Source organism: Spirillospora sp. NPDC000708 (genome assembly GCF_040299565.1).
GTDB lineage: Bacteria > Actinomycetota > Actinomycetes > Streptosporangiales > Streptosporangiaceae > Spirillospora.
In genome coordinates this window covers 60,573-76,816 of the sequence record NZ_JBEPCJ010000022.1, presented here as the reverse complement: position 1 = coordinate 76,816, position 16,244 = coordinate 60,573, and the positions used below count along the sequence as shown (strand labels likewise).

Here is a 16,244-nt window from a genome sequence, read left to right as displayed (position 1 = left end):
TTTCTGGCTGGCTGTTGCGCGGGCCCCGCCAGCGGAGCGGGAAACAGCCTCCCGACCGTGACGGGGGTTCCAGGGGGTCGCCCCCCTGGGCTAGCTGAGCTTGCGAAGGGTGGCCGCCATCGCAGCCGCGGCCGCGCCGGGGTCGGGGGCGGCGGTGATGGGGCGGCCGACGACGAGGAGGTCGGCGCCGGCGGCGAGCGCGGCCTCGGGGGTGGCGACGCGGGCCTGGTCCTGGGTGTCGGCGCCGGCGGGGCGGACGCCGGGGGTGATGAGGGTGATGTCGGGGCCGACCTCGGCGCGGACGGCGGCGGCCTCCTGCGGGGAGCAGACGAGGGCCTGGGCGCCGGCGCCGACGGCGAGGGCGGCGAGGCGGCGGACGGCGTCGGGCGCGGGGCCCTCGACGCCGACGGCGCGCAGGTCGGCCTCGTCCAGCGAGGTCAGCACCGTCACCGCGGCGATCTTGGTGGCGGGGGCGGCGTCGACCGCCTCGCGGATCATGGCGGGGCCGCCGGCGGCGTGCACGGTGAGGTAGGCCGGCTTGAGCCGGGCGACGGCGCGGGCGGCGCCGCGCACGGTGGCGGGGATGTCGTGCAGCTTGAGGTCCAGGAAGACCTGGACGCGGCTGGCGCCGCGGACGCTGGCGACGACGTCGGGGCCGTACCGCAGGTACAGCTCGAGGCCCACCTTGACGGTGGAGACGTGCGGGGTGACCAGGGTGGCCCAGCGCGCGGCCGTGTCCAGGTCGGGCGCGTCCAGCGCGACGGCGATGGGGGCTGCGGTCACAGCTTCTCCTTCTCGGGCTCTTGGGGCCGCACCTGGGGCGGCACGTAGCCGGCGGGCTTGTGGGCGAGCCCGACGGCGTCGGCCAGGCGCCCGATGCGGCGGGCGGCGAGGGCCTCGTCCAGCTCGCGCAGGACGCGGGGGCCGGCCGCGGGGTCGTGGAACAGGGCGGTGCCGACGGCGACGGCGGACGCGCCGGCCAGGATGAACTCGAGCGCGTCGAGGCCGGTCGCGATGCCGCCGACGCCGATGATCGGCGTGGTGGGCAGCGCGGCGTGCACCTGGTAGACGCAGCGGACGGCGACGGGCCGGATCGCGGGCCCGGACAGGCCGCCGGACACGCCGGTGAGGGCGGGCCGGAGGGTGTGCGGGTCGATCGCCATGCCGTCCATGGTGTTGATCAGGGTGAGGCCGTCGGCGCCGGCGTCGACGCAGGCGAGCGCGATCCCGACGATGTCGGTGACGTCGGGGGCGAGCTTGGCGAAGATCGGGGTGCCGGGCCGGGCGGCGGCGCGGACGGCGCGGAGCACGGACGCGGCGGCGGACGGGTGCCAGCCGAACATGCGGCCGCGGTCCTCGACGTTGGGGCAGGCGACGTTGACCTCGATGGCGGCGACGCCGGGGACGTGGCGGAGCCGGCGGGCGAGGTCGCCGAACTCCTCGACGCTGTTGCCGGCGATGGACACGATGGTGCGGACGTCCTGTTCGATAAGCCAGGGAAGGTCACGTTCCAGGAACGTCTCGATGCCGGGTCCGGGGAGGCCCATGGCGGTGAGGAGGCCGCTGGGCGTCTCGGTCACGCGCGGGGTCGGGCGTCCCGCGCGCGCTTGGGACATCACCGAGGTGGTGACGAACGCGCCGAGGCGGGTGAGGTCGAAGAACTGGGCGAGCTCGCGTCCGGTGCCGCCGCAGCCGGAGGCGGTCAGGACGGGGTTCGGAAGCTCCAGGGCGCCGAGGGCGGTCCTCACCCGGCCGCTCGCGCGGTCGCTCACTTGGAGCCTCCTTCCGTGACGCTGAGGACGCGCGGGGCGCCGAGCGCGTCGAACGGGATGGTGCCGAGGTCGCCCCAGCGGACGCGGTCGCCGCGCAGGACGGGCCCGTCGGCGCAGGCGCGGACCATGCGGGTGACGCCGTCGTCGCCGTGCACGGGCAGCATGCAGGTCATGCAGACGCCGATGCCGCAGGCGCCGGTGCGCTGCAGGAACTCCTCGACCGACACCTGGGACGGCAGCCCGAACTCGCCGGCGATCCGGGTGACCGAGCGCAGCAGCCCGGTCGGCCCGCACGCGTAGACGACGTCGGCGCCGGTCTCCTGGACGACGCGGGGCAGCACGTCCCGCATCGTGCCCTTCTCGCCGAGCGAGCCGTCCTCGGTGACGACGGTGGCGGAGTCGCCGATGCGCTGCGCCATCCGGGACCCGAACACCTGCCGGGCGGACGGGCCGGCGAGCACGAAGTGGACCTGGCAGCCGCGGCGCAGCAGCGTGTCGGCGAGCGCGAACACCGAGGCGCCGCCGGGGCCGCCGGCGGCCAGCAGGCAGCTGACGGGGTCGCGGGGCAGCCGGAACGGGCGGCCGAGGGGGCCGAGCAGGTCGAGCTGGTCGCGGGAGCGGCGGCCGGCGAGCCAGCCGGTGCCGGGCTCGGTGTCGGCGAACACGACCTCGACGGTGCCGCCGTAGTCGGACTGGACCTGGTGGACGCCGAAGCAGCGGCGGACCAGCCGGGCGGTGTGCTCGCCGCCGACGGCGACGGCCACGAACTGGCCGGGCCGGAACCGCTCGGCGATGGCGGGCGCCACCAGCGTCATCGCGTGGTAGTCCTGCACCTGGCGGACCGTGAGGACCGTCGCCGACGTCTGCACCGGCGTGTCGGACACCCGTCTCCCTCTCCTCGTCGCGTTCGCCGCGCGGACGGGACCACCGGCCCCGCCCGCGCGGCGGCTGTCACCCGGGCGTCACCGTGCCGTCACCCGCCCGGGTGACCGCGCCGGTGCGCCCGTGGGCGCCGCTGAGCCGCTCGGCGTGCTCCTGGAGGGAGCGGACGCCGACCTGGCCGCCCGCGACGGCCTCGATGCCCTGGACGGCGGCGGCGAGCCCTTGGACGGTCGTCACGCACGGTACGCCCCGCAGCACGGCCGCGGTGCGGATCTCGTACCCGTCGAGCCGCGGCCCCGACTGGCCGGGGCTTCCGAAGGGAGTATTGACGATGAGGTCGACCTCGCCGTCCAGGACGCGCCGCACGATGGTGGGCTCGCCGTCCGGGCCCGTGCCTTCGCTGTGCTTGCGCACGATCTTGGCACGCACGCCGTTGCGGCGCAGGACCTCCGCGGTCCCTTCCGTGGCAAGAATCTCAAAGCCCAGGTCAGCGAGCCGCTTGACCGGGAAGATCATGTGCCGTTTGTCGCGGTTGGCGACCGACACGAACGCGCGGCCCTTGGTGGGCAGCGAGCCGTAGGCGGCCTGCTGCGACTTGGCGAACGCGGTGCCGAACACCTCGTCGATGCCCATGACCTCGCCGGTGGAGCGCATCTCGGGGCCGAGGACGGTGTCGACGCCCTGCCCGCGCTCGTTGCGGAACCGGTCGAAGGGCAGCACGGCCTCCTTCACCGCGATCGGCGCGTCCAGCGGCAGGGAGCCGCCGTCGCCGGCCTCCGGCAGCAGCCCCTCGGCGCGCAGCTCGGCGATCGTGGCGCCCATCATGACCCGGGCGGCGGCCTTGGCGAGCTGCACCGCGGTCGCCTTGGACACGAACGGGACGGTCCGGGACGCGCGCGGGTTGGCCTCCAGGACGTACAGGACGCCCGCCGCCAGCGCGTACTGGACGTTCATCAGGCCGCGGACCCCGACGCCCTTGGCGAGCGCCTCGGTGGACTCGCGGATGCGGCGGATGTCGTCGTGGCCGAGGGTGATGGGCGGCAGGGCGCACGCCGAGTCGCCGGAGTGGATGCCGGCCTCCTCGATGTGCTCCATGACGCCGCCGAGGTACAGCTCCTCGCCGTCGTAGAGGGCGTCGACGTCGATCTCGATGGCCTCGTCGAGGAACCGGTCGACGAGCACCGGGTGCTCGGGGCTGGCCTCGGTGGCCCGCGCCATGTACGACTCCAGCGTGGTGTCGTCGTACACGATCTCCATGCCGCGCCCGCCGAGCACGTAGGACGGGCGGACGAGCACGGGGTAGCCGATCTCGTCGGCGATCTCGCGGGCCTCCTCGTAGGAGGTGGCGGTGCCGTGCTTGGGCGCGAGCAGCCCGGCCCGGTGCAGGACGCGGCCGAACGCGCCGCGCTCCTCGGCGAGGTGGATGCTCTCGGGGGACGTCCCGACGATCGGCACGCCGGCGTCCTTGAGCTTCTGCGCCAGGCCGAGCGGGGTCTGCCCGCCGAGCTGGACGATGACGCCCGCGACCTCGCCGGACTGCTGCTCGGCGTACACCACCTCCAGGACGTCCTCCAGGGTGAGCGGCTCGAAGTAGAGCCGGTCGGAGGTGTCGTAGTCGGTGGAGACGGTCTCGGGGTTGCAGTTGACCATCACGGTCTCGTAGCCGGCCTCGGCCAGCGCGAACGAGGCGTGGACGCACGAGTAGTCGAACTCGACGCCCTGGCCGATCCGGTTGGGTCCGCTGCCGAGGATGATCACCTTGGGCTTCTCGCCCGGCGGGACCTCGGTCTCCTCGTCGTAGGCGGAGTACAGGTACGGGGTCTGCGCGGCGAACTCGGCGGCGCAGGTGTCGACGGTCAGGTAGACGGGGCGGACGCCGAGCGCGTGCCGCAGCTCCCGGACGACCTCCTCCGACAGGCCCCGCAGCTCGCCGATCTGCGCGTCGGAGAACCCATGCCGCTTGGCGCGCAGGAGCTTGTCCCTGGTGAGCGCGTCGTCGGCGGTGCGGATCTCCTCGGCGATCTCGTTGATCGCGGCGATCTGGTCGAGGAACCAGGGGTCGATCCCGGTCGCCTCGTAGACCTCCTGGACGCTCGCGCCGGCCCACAGCGCCCGCTGGACGTCGCGGAGGCGCCCGTCGTGCGGCCGCCGCGCCGACTCCAGGAGCGCGGCGTCGTCGGCGGCGCCGGCCCAGCTGAACGACGAGCCCTTGCGCTCCAGGGACCGCAGCGCCTTCTGCAGCGCCTCGGTGAAGCAGCGGCCGATCGCCATGGCCTCGCCGACCGACTTCATGTGGGTGGTGAGGGTCGGGTCGGCGCCGGGGAACTTCTCGAACGCGAACCGCGGCACCTTGACCACGACGTAGTCGAGGGTCGGCTCGAACGACGCGGGCGTCTCGCGGGTGATGTCGTTCGGGATCTCGTCGAGGGTGTAGCCGATGGCCAGCTTCGCGGCGATCTTGGCGATCGGGAAGCCGGTGGCCTTGGAGGCGAGGGCCGACGACCGCGACACCCGCGGGTTCATCTCGATGACGATCATCCGGCCGGTGCCGGGGTGCACGGCGAACTGGATGTTGCAGCCGCCGGTGTCGACGCCGACCTCGCGGATCACCGCGATCGCGACGTCGCGCATGTTCTGGTACTCGCGGTCGGTCAGCGTCATGGCGGGCGCGACGGTGATCGAGTCGCCGGTGTGCACGCCCATCGGGTCGAGGTTCTCGATGGAGCAGACGATGACCACGTTGTCGGCGCGGTCCCGCATGACCTCCAGCTCGTACTCCTTCCAGCCGAGGATCGACTCCTCCAGGAGCACCTCGCTGGTCGGGGACGCGTCGAGGCCGGCGCCGGCGATGCGGCGCAGCTCGTCCTCGTCGTGGGCGAAGCCGGAGCCGCGGCCGCCCATGGTGAACGACGGCCGGACGACGAGCGGGTAGCCGAGCTCGCCGGCCGCCGCGATGATCTCGTCCATGGTGTGGCAGATCACCGACCGGGCGGACTCGGCGTTCAGGCCCTGCTCGCGCGCGACCTTGGCGACGATCTCCTTGAACCTCTCCCGGTTCTCGCCGGCCTGGATCGCGTCGACGTCGGCGCCGATCAGCTCGACCCCGTACCGGGCGAGGACGCCGCTCTCGTAGAGCGCGATGGCGGTGTTGAGGGCCGTCTGGCCGCCCAGGGTGGGCAGCAGCGCGTCCGGCCGCTCCTTGGCGATGATCTTCTCGACGACCTCGGGGGTGATCGGCTCGACGTAGGTGGCGTCGGCGAACTCCGGGTCGGTCATGATCGTGGCGGGGTTGCTGTTGACCAGCGTCACCCGCAGGCCCTCGGCCTTCAGCACCCGGCACGCCTGGGTGCCGGAGTAGTCGAACTCGCACGCCTGGCCGATGACGATCGGCCCCGAGCCGATGACCAGGACGGACTTCAGGTCTTCGCGGCGCGGCATTACTTCGACGCCTCCATCAGGTCGCAGAAACGGTCGAAGAGCCCGGAGGCGTCGTGCGGGCCCGCCGCGGCCTCCGGGTGGTACTGGACGGAGAACGCCGGGCGGTCCAGCAGGCGCAGCCCCTCGACGCAGCCGTCGTTGAGGTTCACGTGGCTGACCTCGGCGCGCCCGTAGGGCGTGTCGAACGGGCCGTCGGTGGGGGCGTCCACGGCGAACCCGTGGTTGTGCGCCGACACGTCGACCTTGCCGGTGGTCCGGTCCTGGACGGGCTGGTTGATGCCCCGGTGCCCGAACCGCAGCTTGTAGGTGCCGAGGCCGAGCGCGCGGCCGAAGATCTGGTTGCCGAAGCAGATGCCGAAGAACGGCTTGCCGGCGTCCAGGACGCCGCGCAGCGCGTCGACGGCGTAGCCGGCGGCGGCGGGGTCGCCGGGGCCGTTGGAGAAGAACACCCCGTCGGGGTTCAGCGCGAGGATCTCCTCGGCGGTGCTGCCCGCGGGCAGCACGTGCACCTCGCAGCCCCGCTCGGACATCCGGTAGGGGGTCATCGCCTTGATGCCGAGGTCGACGGCGGCGACGGTGAAGCGCTTGCCGCCCCGCGCCGCGACGACGTAGGGCTCGGCGGCCGAGACGTCCCGGGCGAGGTCGGCGCCCTCCATCGACGGGCTCCGCCGGACGCGCTCCAGCAGCGCGTCCTCGCCGGGGGCGAGGGCGTCCGGGCCGCTGAAGACGCCGGCGCGCATCGCGCCCCGGTCGCGCAGGTGCCGCGTCAGCGCGCGGGTGCCGGGGATCGCGATGCCCACGATCCCCTGCTCGCGCAGCAGCGACCCGAGCGAGCCGGTCGCGCGCCAGTTGGACGCCACGCGCGCGGGCTCGCGCACCACGTACCCGGCGACCTGGACGCGCGCGGACTCCGGGTCCTCGGCGTTGACGCCGGTGTTGCCGATGTGGGGGGAGGTCATCGCGACGATCTGGCGGGCGTAGGAGGGGTCGGTGAGCGTCTCCTGGTAGCCGGTCATGCCGGTGTTGAAGACCATCTCGCCGAAGGTCTCGCCCGTGGCGCCGTAGGCGGTCCCGCGGAAGACCCTGCCGTCTTCCAGAACGAGCAGTGCAGGGGTCACTGAAGCTTCCCTTCCAGGACGGTCGGCTCGCCGCGCAGGAACGTCGCGACGACCCGGCCGGGCAGTTCCAGCCCCGCGAACGGGGTGTTGCGGCTCTTGGAGGTCATCGCCGACGGGTCCACGGCGCGGCGCGGCGACGGGTCGTACAGCGTGATGTTGGCGGGCGACCCCGCCTCCAGCGGACGGCCCTGTCCGGAAAGGCGGCCGATCTTCGCGGGGCGGTACGACATCCGGTCGGCGACCCCGGCCCAGTCCAGCAGGCCGGTGTCGACCATCGCCTCCTGGACGACCGGCAGCGCGGTCTCCAGCCCGATCATGCCCATCGCGGCGACCGCCCACTCGGTCTCCTTCGCCTCGACCGGGTGGGGGGCGTGGTCGGTGGCGACGCAGTCGATGGTGCCGTCGGCGAGCGCGTGCCGCAGCGCGGTGACGTCGTCGGCGGTGCGCAGCGGCGGGTTGACCTTGAAGATCGGGTCGTAGGTGCCGGCCTTGGCGTCGTTCAGCAGCAGGTGGTGCGGGGTGACCTCGGCGGTCACCGGGCAGCCCTTGCTCTTCGCCCACCGGATGATCTCCACCGAGCCGGCGGTGGAGACGTGGCAGACGTGCAGCCGCGACCCGACGTGCTGGGCGAGCAGCACGTCCCGGGCGATGATCGCCTCCTCGGCGACGGCGGGCCAGCCGCGCAGCCCGAGCGCGGCCGACATCTCGCCCTCGTTCATCTGCGCGCCCTCGGTGAGCCGGGGCTCCTGCGCGTGCTGCGCGACGACGCCGTCGAACGCCTTCACGTACTCCAGCGCCCGCCGCATGATCACCGCGTCGGACACGCAGTGCCCGTCGTCGGAGAACACCCGGACCGCGGCGGCGGAGTCGGCCATCGCGCCGAGCTCGGCGAGCTGCTCGCCGGCGATCCCGCGCGTCACCGCCCCGACGGGCTGGACGTCGCAGTACCCGGCCTCGCGGCCGAGCCGCCACACCTGCTCGACGACGCCGGCGGTGTCGGCGACCGGGTCGGTGTTGGCCATCGCGTGGACGGCGGTGTAGCCGCCCATCGCGGCCGCCTTCGTGCCGGACTCGACGGTCTCGGCGTCCTCGCGGCCGGGCTCGCGCAGGTGGGTGTGCAGGTCGACCAGGCCGGGCAGCGCGACGAGGCCCGCCGCGTCGACGGCCTGGGCGCCGGACTCGTCGAGGCCGGTGCCGATCCCGGCGATGACGCCGTCGCGGACGAGGATGTCGGCCGGCTCGCCGCCGAGGACGCGGGCGCCCCTGATGATGTACGCGGTCACTGGGAGACCTCCTGGCCGATGGCGGGCTCGGAGCCCCCGAGCAGCAGGTAGAGGACCGCCATGCGGGCGCTGACGCCGTTGGCGACCTGCTCGACGATCGTGGAACGGACGGAGTCGGCGACCTCGGCGGCGATCTCGACGCCGCGGTTCATCGGGCCGGGGTGCATGACGATGGCGTGGTCGGGGAGCGCCGCCATGCGCTCGGCGTCGAGGCCGTAGCGGCGGCTGTACTCGCGCACCGTCGGGAAGTAGGCGGCGTTCATCCGCTCCTGCTGGACGCGCAGCATCATGATGACGTCGCTCTTGGGGAGCACGCCGTCCAGGTCGTAGGAGACCGAGCAGGGCCAGGTGTCGATCGCGACCGGCAGCAGCGTCGGCGGCGCGACGACGGTGACGTCGGCGCCCAGGGTGTTGAGCAGCAGCACGTTGGATCGTGCCACCCGGCTGTGCAGGACGTCGCCGACGATCGTGACGCGGCGGCCCTCCAGGTCGCCGAGCCGCTTGCGCATCGTGAACGCGTCCAGCAGCGCCTGCGTCGGGTGCTCGTGGGTGCCGTCGCCGGCGTTGACGACGCTGCCCTGCACCCAGCCGGCGAGCCGGTGCGGGGCGCCGGACGCGCCGTGCCGGATGACGACGCCGTCGGCGCCCATCGCCTCCAGGGTGAGCGCGGTGTCCTTCAGACTCTCGCCCTTGGACACGCTGGACCCCTTCGCGGAGAAGTTGATCACATCGGCGGACAGCCGCTTGGCGGCCGCCTCGAACGAGATCCGGGTGCGGGTGGAGTCCTCGAAGAACAGGTTGACGACCGTCCGGCCGCGCAGCGTCGGCAGCTTCTTGACGGCGCGGCTCGCGATCTGGGCGAGCTCCTCGGCCGTGTCCAGCACCAGCAGCGCGTCGTCGCGGGTGAGGTCGGCCGCCGAGATCAGATGGCGTTTCACTTGGCTCCCTCCGCGGGGACGGGCGCCCCGGCCGCGGGGCCGAGCAGGACGGCGTCGCGGCCGTCGTTCTCGGCCAGCAGCACCCGGACGTTCTCGCGCATCGAGGTGGGCAGGTTCTTGCCCACGTAGTCGGCGCGGATGGGCAGTTCCCGGTGCCCGCGGTCCACCAGGACGGCGAGCTGCACGGCGCGCGGCCGCCCGAGGTCGTTGAGCGCGTCGAGCGCGGCGCGGACCGTCCGGCCGGAGAACAGCACGTCGTCGACCAGGACGACGACGCGGTCGTCGACCCCGTCGGACGGCAGCTCGGTGCGGCCGAGCGCGCGGGCGGGGCGCATGCGCAGGTCGTCGCGGTACATGGTGACGTCGAGGGACCCCCACGGCACCGGCCGGCCCTCGACGTCGCGCAGTAGCCCGGCGAGCCGCTCGGCGAGCGTCACGCCGCGCGTCTGGATGCCGAGGAGCAGGACGTCGTGCCCGCCCTTGGTGCGTTCGAGGATCTCGTGCGCGATCCGGGTCAGCGCCCGCCTGATGTCGGGACCCTCCAGAACGGCCTTGGGCCCGGGGTCCGTGTCCGCGCGCGCCCCCGCAGGCCGTTCCGGCCTGGAGGCAGCATTCACCACCGAAACCTCCTTTCCCGCCTCACGGGACGGGTCTTAAAGGACGTCTTGTCCCGGACACGGTAGCAGCCGGGCGCGGCTGCTCCGCACCCGGCCCTCCCGCGTCTTGCCTGGTGAGAGGGGTCACACTCGGCCCGCCCTGGAGGCCGTCCGGCGGCCGCCGGCGGGCCCGCGCCCCCTGTCCGCCAGGGGTTGCGGGGATCCGGAGCGACCGGATCGAGACCTACGGATTCGACCGCTTTTTTCCAATCAGCTTGACCTAGCGCCCTCACCGTTTTACCGTCACTGTCCGTAACCATCCCTGGGGACAGGGTCTTGGGCCCCAATGGCTCCGGGAATCTGTCTCCCCCCGGCGTCCGCCGGGGTCCAACGACGACGAACGTGAGCCTGGGGGGCCGCAGAATGCCGTCTGAATACGCAAAGGCTCTCGGCGCGCGCCTGCGCGCCATCCGCACCCAGCAGGGGCTGTCGCTGCACGGTGTGGAGGAGAAGTCCCGCGGCCGCTGGAAGGCCGTCGTCGTGGGTTCGTACGAGCGGGGCGACCGCGCCGTCACCGTTCAGAAGCTGGCCGAGCTCGCCGATTTCTACGGCGTGCCGGTTTCCGAGTTGCTGCCCGGCGGAGCCGCGCCGAGCCCGCTCGGGCCCACGCCCAAGCTCGTCATCGACCTTGAGCGGCTGCAGCAGCTTCCGAAGGACAAGGCCGGTCCTCTCGCCCGTTACGCCGCGACGATCCAGAGCCAGCGGGGCGACTACAACGGAAAGGTCCTGTCCATCCGCCAGGAAGACCTGCGGTCCCTGGCGGTCATCTATGACAAGTCCCCGACCGAGCTGACCGAAGAGCTCATCACCTGGGGCGTGCTCGACCCGGAGGCGCGCCGCGCCGTCGAGTCGTTCTGATCGACCGCACCACCTGATCGACGCACCACCTGTTCGACGCACCACTGTGACGGGGCCCGGATCACCTCCGGGTCCCGTTCCGTTTCGCCCGCGCGCCCGGCCGGGCGGCGGCGAACTCGATTGCGTTTCCGCCCGGATTCCTTCGCGGGCGGGAATTTCCCGGGAAAAGCGCGGAGGTCTCTTCCGCACGCCCCGGTTCCCCGGGGCCCGCGGGCCGCATCCATCACTCTGCGTCCACGCCGCCGCATCACGACACGGGAGCGGTCCGGCATTCCTGCCCGCGGGACGCGACCCCGCCGCGCGGGCGGCGGCCCCGGCGCGGGACGAGCAGCGCGAGCGGGAGCACGGCGACCATGACGGCGGCGCTGACCGCGAACCCCGCCGAGAAGCCGCGCTCGCCGGGCAGGCCCGCCACGATCACGGCGCTGACCTGCGTGCCGAGGGACGCGCCGACGGTGCGGATGAGGGTGTTGATGCCGGTGGCGACGCCCGTCTCCCCCGCCGGGACCGCAGCGACGACGAGGTTCGCGACGGCGGCGTAGGCGAACCCGAGGCCGATGCCGCGGCCGAGCCCGCCGACGTAGAGCTGCCACATCGCCGCGTGCTCGACCACGACGAAGGCGTAGCCGGCGGCCGTCAGCACGGCCCCGCCGAGCAGGACCAGCCGCGACCCGATCCGGCGGTCGAGGAGCCCGGCGGTCATCCCCGCCGCCGTCATCCCGATGCTGGCCGGCAGCTGCAGCAGGGCCGCCTGGGTGGCCGTCCCGCCGAAGCCGTAGCCGGTGCTCGCAGGCAGCTGGACGAGCAGCGGGAACAGCAGCCCGCCCGCCATCAGCGCGTACCCGGACAGCAGGGACGCGGCGTTCGCCGTCCAGACCCCGCGGACCCGCATCAGCCGCAGGTCGACCAGGGGCTCGGCGACGCGGGCCTCGACCCGCAGCCACGCCGCCGCCAGCGCCGCGGCGAGGCCGAGCAGGCCGAGGACGCCGGGGGACGTCCAGCCCCAGTCCATCCCCTCGGTCAGCGCGGTCAGCGCCGCGACCAGCCAGCCGGCGAACAGCGCGGCGCCCCACCAGTCGACCCTGGCGGCCTCCCGGGGCTCGGATGCTGGAACGATCCACCAGGCGAGCAGGACGCCCGGCACCAGCCCGGCCAGCGGCACCCACAGCAGCCAGCGCCAGCCCAGCAGGTCGATGATCGGCCCGGCCAGGCACCACGACACCGCGCCGCCGAGGCCCAGCATGGACGACATCAGGCCGACCGCCGACGCGGTCCGGGCGGGCGGGAAGACGTCCCGGATGATCGTGTAGGCGAGCGGGAACACGCCGCCGCCGATCCCGCTCAGCATCCGGCCGAACAGCATCAGCGGGAGCGACCCCGCCGCCGCCGCGACGACCATGCCGACGGTCGCGATGATCAGCACCGCGAGCAGCACCCGGCGCGGCCCGTACAGGTCGCCGAGCCGGCCGACCACGGGCGTCGCCACGGCCGCCGACAACGTCATCGACGTGATCGCCCACGCGGCGCCGGCCGCGGTGGTGTGCAGGCCCTCCTGGATCAGCGCGAGCGCGGGCGTCACGACCGCCATCGACAGCGAGTACGCCATCACGCCGAGGAACGCCAGCAGCGGCACCAGCCCTCGTCCGCCCCGCGCCGCCACGATGCCCTCCCTTACTTCGCCGCCCTAACGATCGCACAACCACCCGAAAGGACCGCAAAGCAGGTCATCCGAACGCGGTCACCGGGGTTCGCCGGCGATGCCGCGAGCGCGCAGGGCCTCCACCTCCTCGCCGGGGACGCCCAGGACGTCGCGGAGGATCTCGCCGGTGTGCCGCCCCAGCTCCGGGGCGGGCGCCGGGGCGGGGGCGCCGTCGCCCAGCCGCAGCGGGGACGCTGGGGCCAGGTGGCGGCCGATGCCCGGCTGGTCGATCTCGCCCATGATCGGTTCGTCGTGCAGGCCGGCGGCGACCTCGGCGAGGTCGCGGTAGCGGGAGCACAGCACGGAGGTGTCCTTCAGGCCGTCCTCGACCTCGGCGCACGTCCGGGACGCGAACCACGGCGCGAGGACGCCGCCGAGCGCGTCCCGGTAGGTGTAGCGGTCGCCCGCGGTGCGGAAGTCGGCGCCGAGCGCGCGCTCCAGCGCGTCCGCGACCTCGGTGAGGCCGGTGGCGGCGACCAGGTCGCGCCAGTGGCGGGCGGTGAGGACGGCGACCATGACGCGCCCGTCGGCGGTGGCGAAGTCGCGGCCGAAGTCGCCGAACAGGTGGTTGCCGAGCCGCGGCCGGACCTGCCCGAGCTGCGCCTCGGCGAGCATGCCGAGGTTGCCGGCGGTGGCGAGGGCGACGTCGGACAGCGCGACCCGCAGCCGCGTCCCCTCGCCGGTGCGCAGCCGGTGCCGCTCGGCGGCCAGCAGCCCGATCGCGAGGTACAGCCCGCACGCGACGTCCCAGGCGGGCAGCACGTGGTTGGACGGCTCGGCGCTCCCCGACGGCCCGGTGAGCGACGGGAGGCCGACCGCGGCGTTCACCGTGTAGTCCACGGCGTTGCCGCCCTCACGCGTCCCGAGCAGTTGCACATGGATCAGGTCGGGCCGCAGCTCGCGCAGCGCCTCGTACGTGAGGCCGTCGCGCGGCGGCGCGTTCGTCAGCACCACGCCGGCCTCGGCGGCCAGCCGCGCGACGAGCGCGCGCCCCTCGGCGGACCGCAGGTCGGCCGTGAGCGACCGCTTGCTCTTGTTCAGGCCGGCCCAGTACAGGCTGCGGCCGGACGGGGCGAGCGGCCACCGGTCGATGTCGGGGCCGCCGCCGATCTGGTCGACCCGGATCACGTCGGCGCCGAGCTGGGCGAGGGTCATCCCGCCGAGCGGCGAGGCGACGAAGCTGGACAGCTCGATCACCCGCAGCCCCGCGAGCGGCGGCGTCACGTCACTCTGCATTCTATAGAGTATGCATGAGCGCCTTGCGGGTCCCCCGTCCGGCCGGCCGCCGGCGGTATGCTCGGCTCGTTCCGGACACGCGGCGAGCGGGGGTGCGCAGGTCATGTCCGCCGGCCCGGCACCGGCCGCGGGACGCCTCCCCGCGATGCGCGGCAGGCACCAGCTCAGCGAGATGGTCGCCGCGCACGTCCGCGAGGCCATCATGATCGGCGCCCTGCGGGCGCCCGGCTACCTCCGCACCGAGCACCTCGCCGCCGAGCTCGGCATCAGCGCGACCCCGGTGCGGGAGGCGCTGATGATCCTGCACAGCGAGGGCGCGGTCCGCTGGGAGCCGCGCCGCGGCTTCCGGGTGCTGCCGCTCACCGAGCGGGACGTCGGCGACCTGTTCGAGGTGCAGGCGCACATCGCCGGGGAGCTGGCCGCCCGTGCCGCCACCGCGCTGGAGAGCGCGGAGATCGAGCGGCTCGAGCAGGTCCAGGCGCGGCTGGAGGCCGCCGCCCGCGACCGGGACGCCGACCTCGTCGACCGCCTCAACCACGAGATCCACCGGACGATCAACCGGTCCTCCGGCTCGTCGCGGATGACGACGCTGCTGGCGCTGACCGTGCACTACGTCCCGCTGGGCTTCTTCGGCCGGATCGAGGGCTGGGCGGAGGCGTCCGCGCACGACCACTCCGCCGTCTTCGACGCCCTGCGCGCCCGCGACGCGGAGGCCGCCCGCGCGGCGATGGCCGGGCACATCCGCCACATCGGGCGCCTGCTGATCGACCACCTCCGCGCCGAGGGCGTCCTGGCGGACGCCCCCTGAGACGGGACCGCGCCGGCGCCGGTCGGCTCGGGGGGATTCGCGACCGGCACCGGCGCGGCCAGCTCAGAGGCGCCCTCCGCCGACGCGGCCGGCCGGGGAGCCCGTAGTCCGGCTAGGGGCGTACGGCGCCCAGCCGTCTCCCCGACCACGCGCCGACCCGAACCGTCGCGATCGCGTGCGAAGCCAAGTTCGAGCTTGCGAGAACTTGATCGCGCAGCGAGCCCCCAGGGCGAGTCGGAGCGATGCTGCGATCGCACCGCATTGCCCGCCGAAGGAAGGCCGTCTAGCGACCTGACGCCAAGGGCAATGCAATCAATACAACGTCGGCTGGCTGGTGACGCCGAGGGTGTCCTCGACGAGGGTGACGAAGACCTCGGCGTCGTGGAGGAGCTCCTCGGCCTCGCGCGGGGTGACGGCGCGCGGGAGGCCGGCCTCGGCGGCGGCGCGCTTGTCGGCGCCGGCGGCGAAGAACGCGGCCCATTCGCGCAGTGCGGGCTCGGCCTCGGGCAGCAGCACCCAGACGCTGCGCGGCCGCCCGCGGCGGTGGGTCTCCAGGGGCTCCTTGGACGCCAGCACCGCCGCGGCGGCGCGCAGCGCGGCGAGGTGGGCGCAGACGTAGCGGACGGCGGGCGAGGTGGCCTCGGCCGCTTCGGCGAGGCCCATGCGGGCGGCGTGCAGCTGGCCGACCGCCGTGTGCGCCGGGCGCGGCGCGGGCAGCGCGCGGTGGCGCGGGCCCGGTGCGGCCTGGGCGGCGGAGTGGACTCCGTGCGAGGTCGTCGTTGCGGACATGACTGCCTCCTTCCGGGGCTCGGGCCGGCCGGGCGGAGAGCTTCCCCTCACTCCGCCCGGCCGTCCGTCCCGCCGGCCACCGCTGCGCCGGTCGGGGACGTCGCCCTGGTGCGGGCCGCGAGTCCCGCACCACATCGAACATAAGTTCGACGCACTCACAGTAAAGCGCCCGCCCGCCGATTCGTCAACGTGTTCGAACGGGTGTCGCTTTCCGCAGGCCGGAGGCGTCCGCGCGGGCGTTCGCGCAGGCGAACGGGGGGCCGGACGACCCGGAGCACCGTAGGGTGCTGGCATGCATCCGAATGTCGAACGGGTCGCCGCCGCGCTGCGCGGGCACGGCGCGGCCGGAGAGATCGTCGAGCTGCCGGACTCGGCCCGCACCGCGCAGGCGGCGGCGGACCAGCTCGGCTGCGAGGTCGGCGCGATCGCCAACAGCCTGGTGTTCGACGCCGACGGGGCGCCGCTGCTGGTCATGACGAGCGGCGCGCACCGGGTCGACACCGGCAAGGTCGCGCTGCTGGTGGGCGCGGAGAAGGTGCGGCGGGCGACGCCCGAGTTCGTCCGGGAGGCGACCGGGCAGCCGATCGGCGGGGTCGCGCCGGTCGGGCACCCGGCCCCGATCCGCACGCTCGTGGACGTGTGGCTGGACAAGTACGACGAGGTGTGGGCGGCGGGCGGGCATCCGCACACGGTCTTCCCGACCACCTACGAGGAGCTGCTGAGGATCACCGGGGGCGACCCGGCCGAGGTGGGTTGAGAGGCTGACC

14 protein-coding genes are annotated in these 16,244 nt (G+C 74.0%); 3 read left to right on the top strand and 11 right to left on the bottom strand.

All coding sequences use genetic code 11. From position 1 onward, the window contains the following. Nucleotides 1-90 precede the first annotated feature (90 nt). From pyrF to pyrR, 8 genes are all read right to left on the bottom strand, one after another. Entirely contained in the window at nucleotides 91-783 is a 693-nt protein-coding gene (pyrF, locus tag ABT299_RS18130) for an orotidine-5'-phosphate decarboxylase (protein ID WP_387028995.1), read from the bottom strand. Then, a complete protein-coding gene (locus ABT299_RS18125) occupies nucleotides 780-1,772 on the bottom strand; it encodes a dihydroorotate dehydrogenase (protein WP_190861802.1) in 993 nt (330 codons plus the stop codon). Before ABT299_RS18125 ends, pyrF begins: the two co-directional genes overlap by 4 nt. Continuing rightward, on the bottom strand, nucleotides 1,769-2,656 hold the full coding sequence (locus ABT299_RS18120) for an iron-sulfur cluster-binding protein (protein ID WP_190861804.1): 888 nt from the start codon (nucleotides 2,654-2,656) through the stop codon (nucleotides 1,769-1,771). The genes ABT299_RS18125 and ABT299_RS18120 overlap by 4 nt, the downstream gene beginning before the upstream one ends. Before the next feature lie 67 nt (nucleotides 2,657-2,723). Then, nucleotides 2,724-6,092 carry a carbamoyl-phosphate synthase large subunit gene (gene carB, locus ABT299_RS18115; RefSeq protein WP_500251471.1) on the bottom strand — a complete coding sequence of 1,123 codons (3,369 nt, stop codon included), beginning with the start codon at nucleotides 6,090-6,092 and terminating at the stop codon, nucleotides 2,724-2,726. Beyond that, nucleotides 6,092-7,210, bottom strand: coding sequence for a glutamine-hydrolyzing carbamoyl-phosphate synthase small subunit (gene carA, locus ABT299_RS18110; RefSeq protein ID WP_500251470.1), 1,119 nt, complete (start codon nucleotides 7,208-7,210; stop codon nucleotides 6,092-6,094). Before carA ends, carB begins: the two co-directional genes overlap by 1 nt. Beyond that, the gene (locus ABT299_RS18105) at nucleotides 7,207-8,493 is read right to left on the bottom strand and encodes a dihydroorotase (RefSeq protein WP_500251469.1); all 1,287 of its coding nucleotides are present in this window, start codon (nucleotides 8,491-8,493) and stop codon (nucleotides 7,207-7,209) included. The genes carA and ABT299_RS18105 overlap by 4 nt, the downstream gene beginning before the upstream one ends. Further along, complete coding sequence (locus ABT299_RS18100; RefSeq protein ID WP_190861828.1) at nucleotides 8,490-9,431, bottom strand: aspartate carbamoyltransferase catalytic subunit; 942 nt, start codon at nucleotides 9,429-9,431, stop codon at nucleotides 8,490-8,492. Before ABT299_RS18100 ends, ABT299_RS18105 begins: the two co-directional genes overlap by 4 nt. Next, complete coding sequence (pyrR, locus tag ABT299_RS18095) at nucleotides 9,428-10,048, bottom strand: bifunctional pyr operon transcriptional regulator/uracil phosphoribosyltransferase PyrR (RefSeq protein ID WP_190861908.1); 621 nt, start codon at nucleotides 10,046-10,048, stop codon at nucleotides 9,428-9,430. Before pyrR ends, ABT299_RS18100 begins: the two co-directional genes overlap by 4 nt. 402 nt (nucleotides 10,049-10,450) lie before the next feature. Here pyrR and bldD point away from each other — a divergent pair, with 402 nt between their 5' ends. Beyond that, nucleotides 10,451-10,945 carry a transcriptional regulator BldD gene (bldD, locus tag ABT299_RS18090; protein ID WP_030145002.1) on the top strand — a complete coding sequence of 165 codons (495 nt, stop codon included), beginning with the start codon at nucleotides 10,451-10,453 and terminating at the stop codon, nucleotides 10,943-10,945. 247 nt (nucleotides 10,946-11,192) lie between these two features. Here bldD and ABT299_RS18085 read toward each other — a convergent pair whose 3' ends face one another. Then, nucleotides 11,193-12,605 carry an MFS transporter gene (locus ABT299_RS18085; RefSeq protein ID WP_500251468.1) on the bottom strand — a complete coding sequence of 471 codons (1,413 nt, stop codon included), beginning with the start codon at nucleotides 12,603-12,605 and terminating at the stop codon, nucleotides 11,193-11,195. A 78-nt stretch (nucleotides 12,606-12,683) separates the two neighbouring features. Further along, nucleotides 12,684-13,880, bottom strand: coding sequence for a CoA transferase (locus ABT299_RS18080; protein WP_500251467.1), 1,197 nt, complete (start codon nucleotides 13,878-13,880; stop codon nucleotides 12,684-12,686). Nucleotides 13,881-13,983: 103 nt separating this feature from the next. Between ABT299_RS18080 and ABT299_RS18075 the strand changes: the two genes are divergently transcribed. Then, nucleotides 13,984-14,688, top strand: a complete 705-nt coding sequence (locus tag ABT299_RS18075; RefSeq protein ID WP_500251466.1) for a GntR family transcriptional regulator — start codon at nucleotides 13,984-13,986, stop codon at nucleotides 14,686-14,688. A gap of 312 nt (nucleotides 14,689-15,000) precedes the next feature. Here the strand turns inward: ABT299_RS18075 and ABT299_RS18070 are convergent, their stop codons facing one another. Beyond that, the gene (locus ABT299_RS18070) at nucleotides 15,001-15,477 is read right to left on the bottom strand and encodes an SAV_6107 family HEPN domain-containing protein (protein ID WP_387028982.1); all 477 of its coding nucleotides are present in this window, start codon (nucleotides 15,475-15,477) and stop codon (nucleotides 15,001-15,003) included. A 292-nt stretch (nucleotides 15,478-15,769) separates the two neighbouring features. Between ABT299_RS18070 and ABT299_RS18065 the strand changes: the two genes are divergently transcribed. Next, a complete protein-coding gene (locus ABT299_RS18065; protein ID WP_190861834.1) occupies nucleotides 15,770-16,234 on the top strand; it encodes a YbaK/EbsC family protein in 465 nt (154 codons plus the stop codon). Nucleotides 16,235-16,244 lie beyond the last annotated feature (10 nt).

What these genes read in the sequence shown, in the direction of transcription:
- ABT299_RS18080 (WP_500251467.1), bottom strand. Translation starts at nt 13,880, where the DNA reads ATGCAGAGTGACGTGACGCCGCCGCTCGCGGGGCTGCGGGTGATCGAG.
- ABT299_RS18075 (WP_500251466.1), top strand. Translation starts at nt 13,984, where the DNA reads ATGTCCGCCGGCCCGGCACCGGCCGCGGGACGCCTCCCCGCGATGCGC.
- carB (WP_500251471.1), bottom strand. Translation starts at nt 6,092, where the DNA reads ATGCCGCGCCGCGAAGACCTGAAGTCCGTCCTGGTCATCGGCTCGGGG.
- ABT299_RS18070 (WP_387028982.1), bottom strand. Translation starts at nt 15,477, where the DNA reads ATGTCCGCAACGACGACCTCGCACGGAGTCCACTCCGCCGCCCAGGCC.
- bldD (WP_030145002.1), top strand. Translation starts at nt 10,451, where the DNA reads ATGCCGTCTGAATACGCAAAGGCTCTCGGCGCGCGCCTGCGCGCCATC.
- ABT299_RS18065 (WP_190861834.1), top strand. Translation starts at nt 15,770, where the DNA reads ATGCATCCGAATGTCGAACGGGTCGCCGCCGCGCTGCGCGGGCACGGC.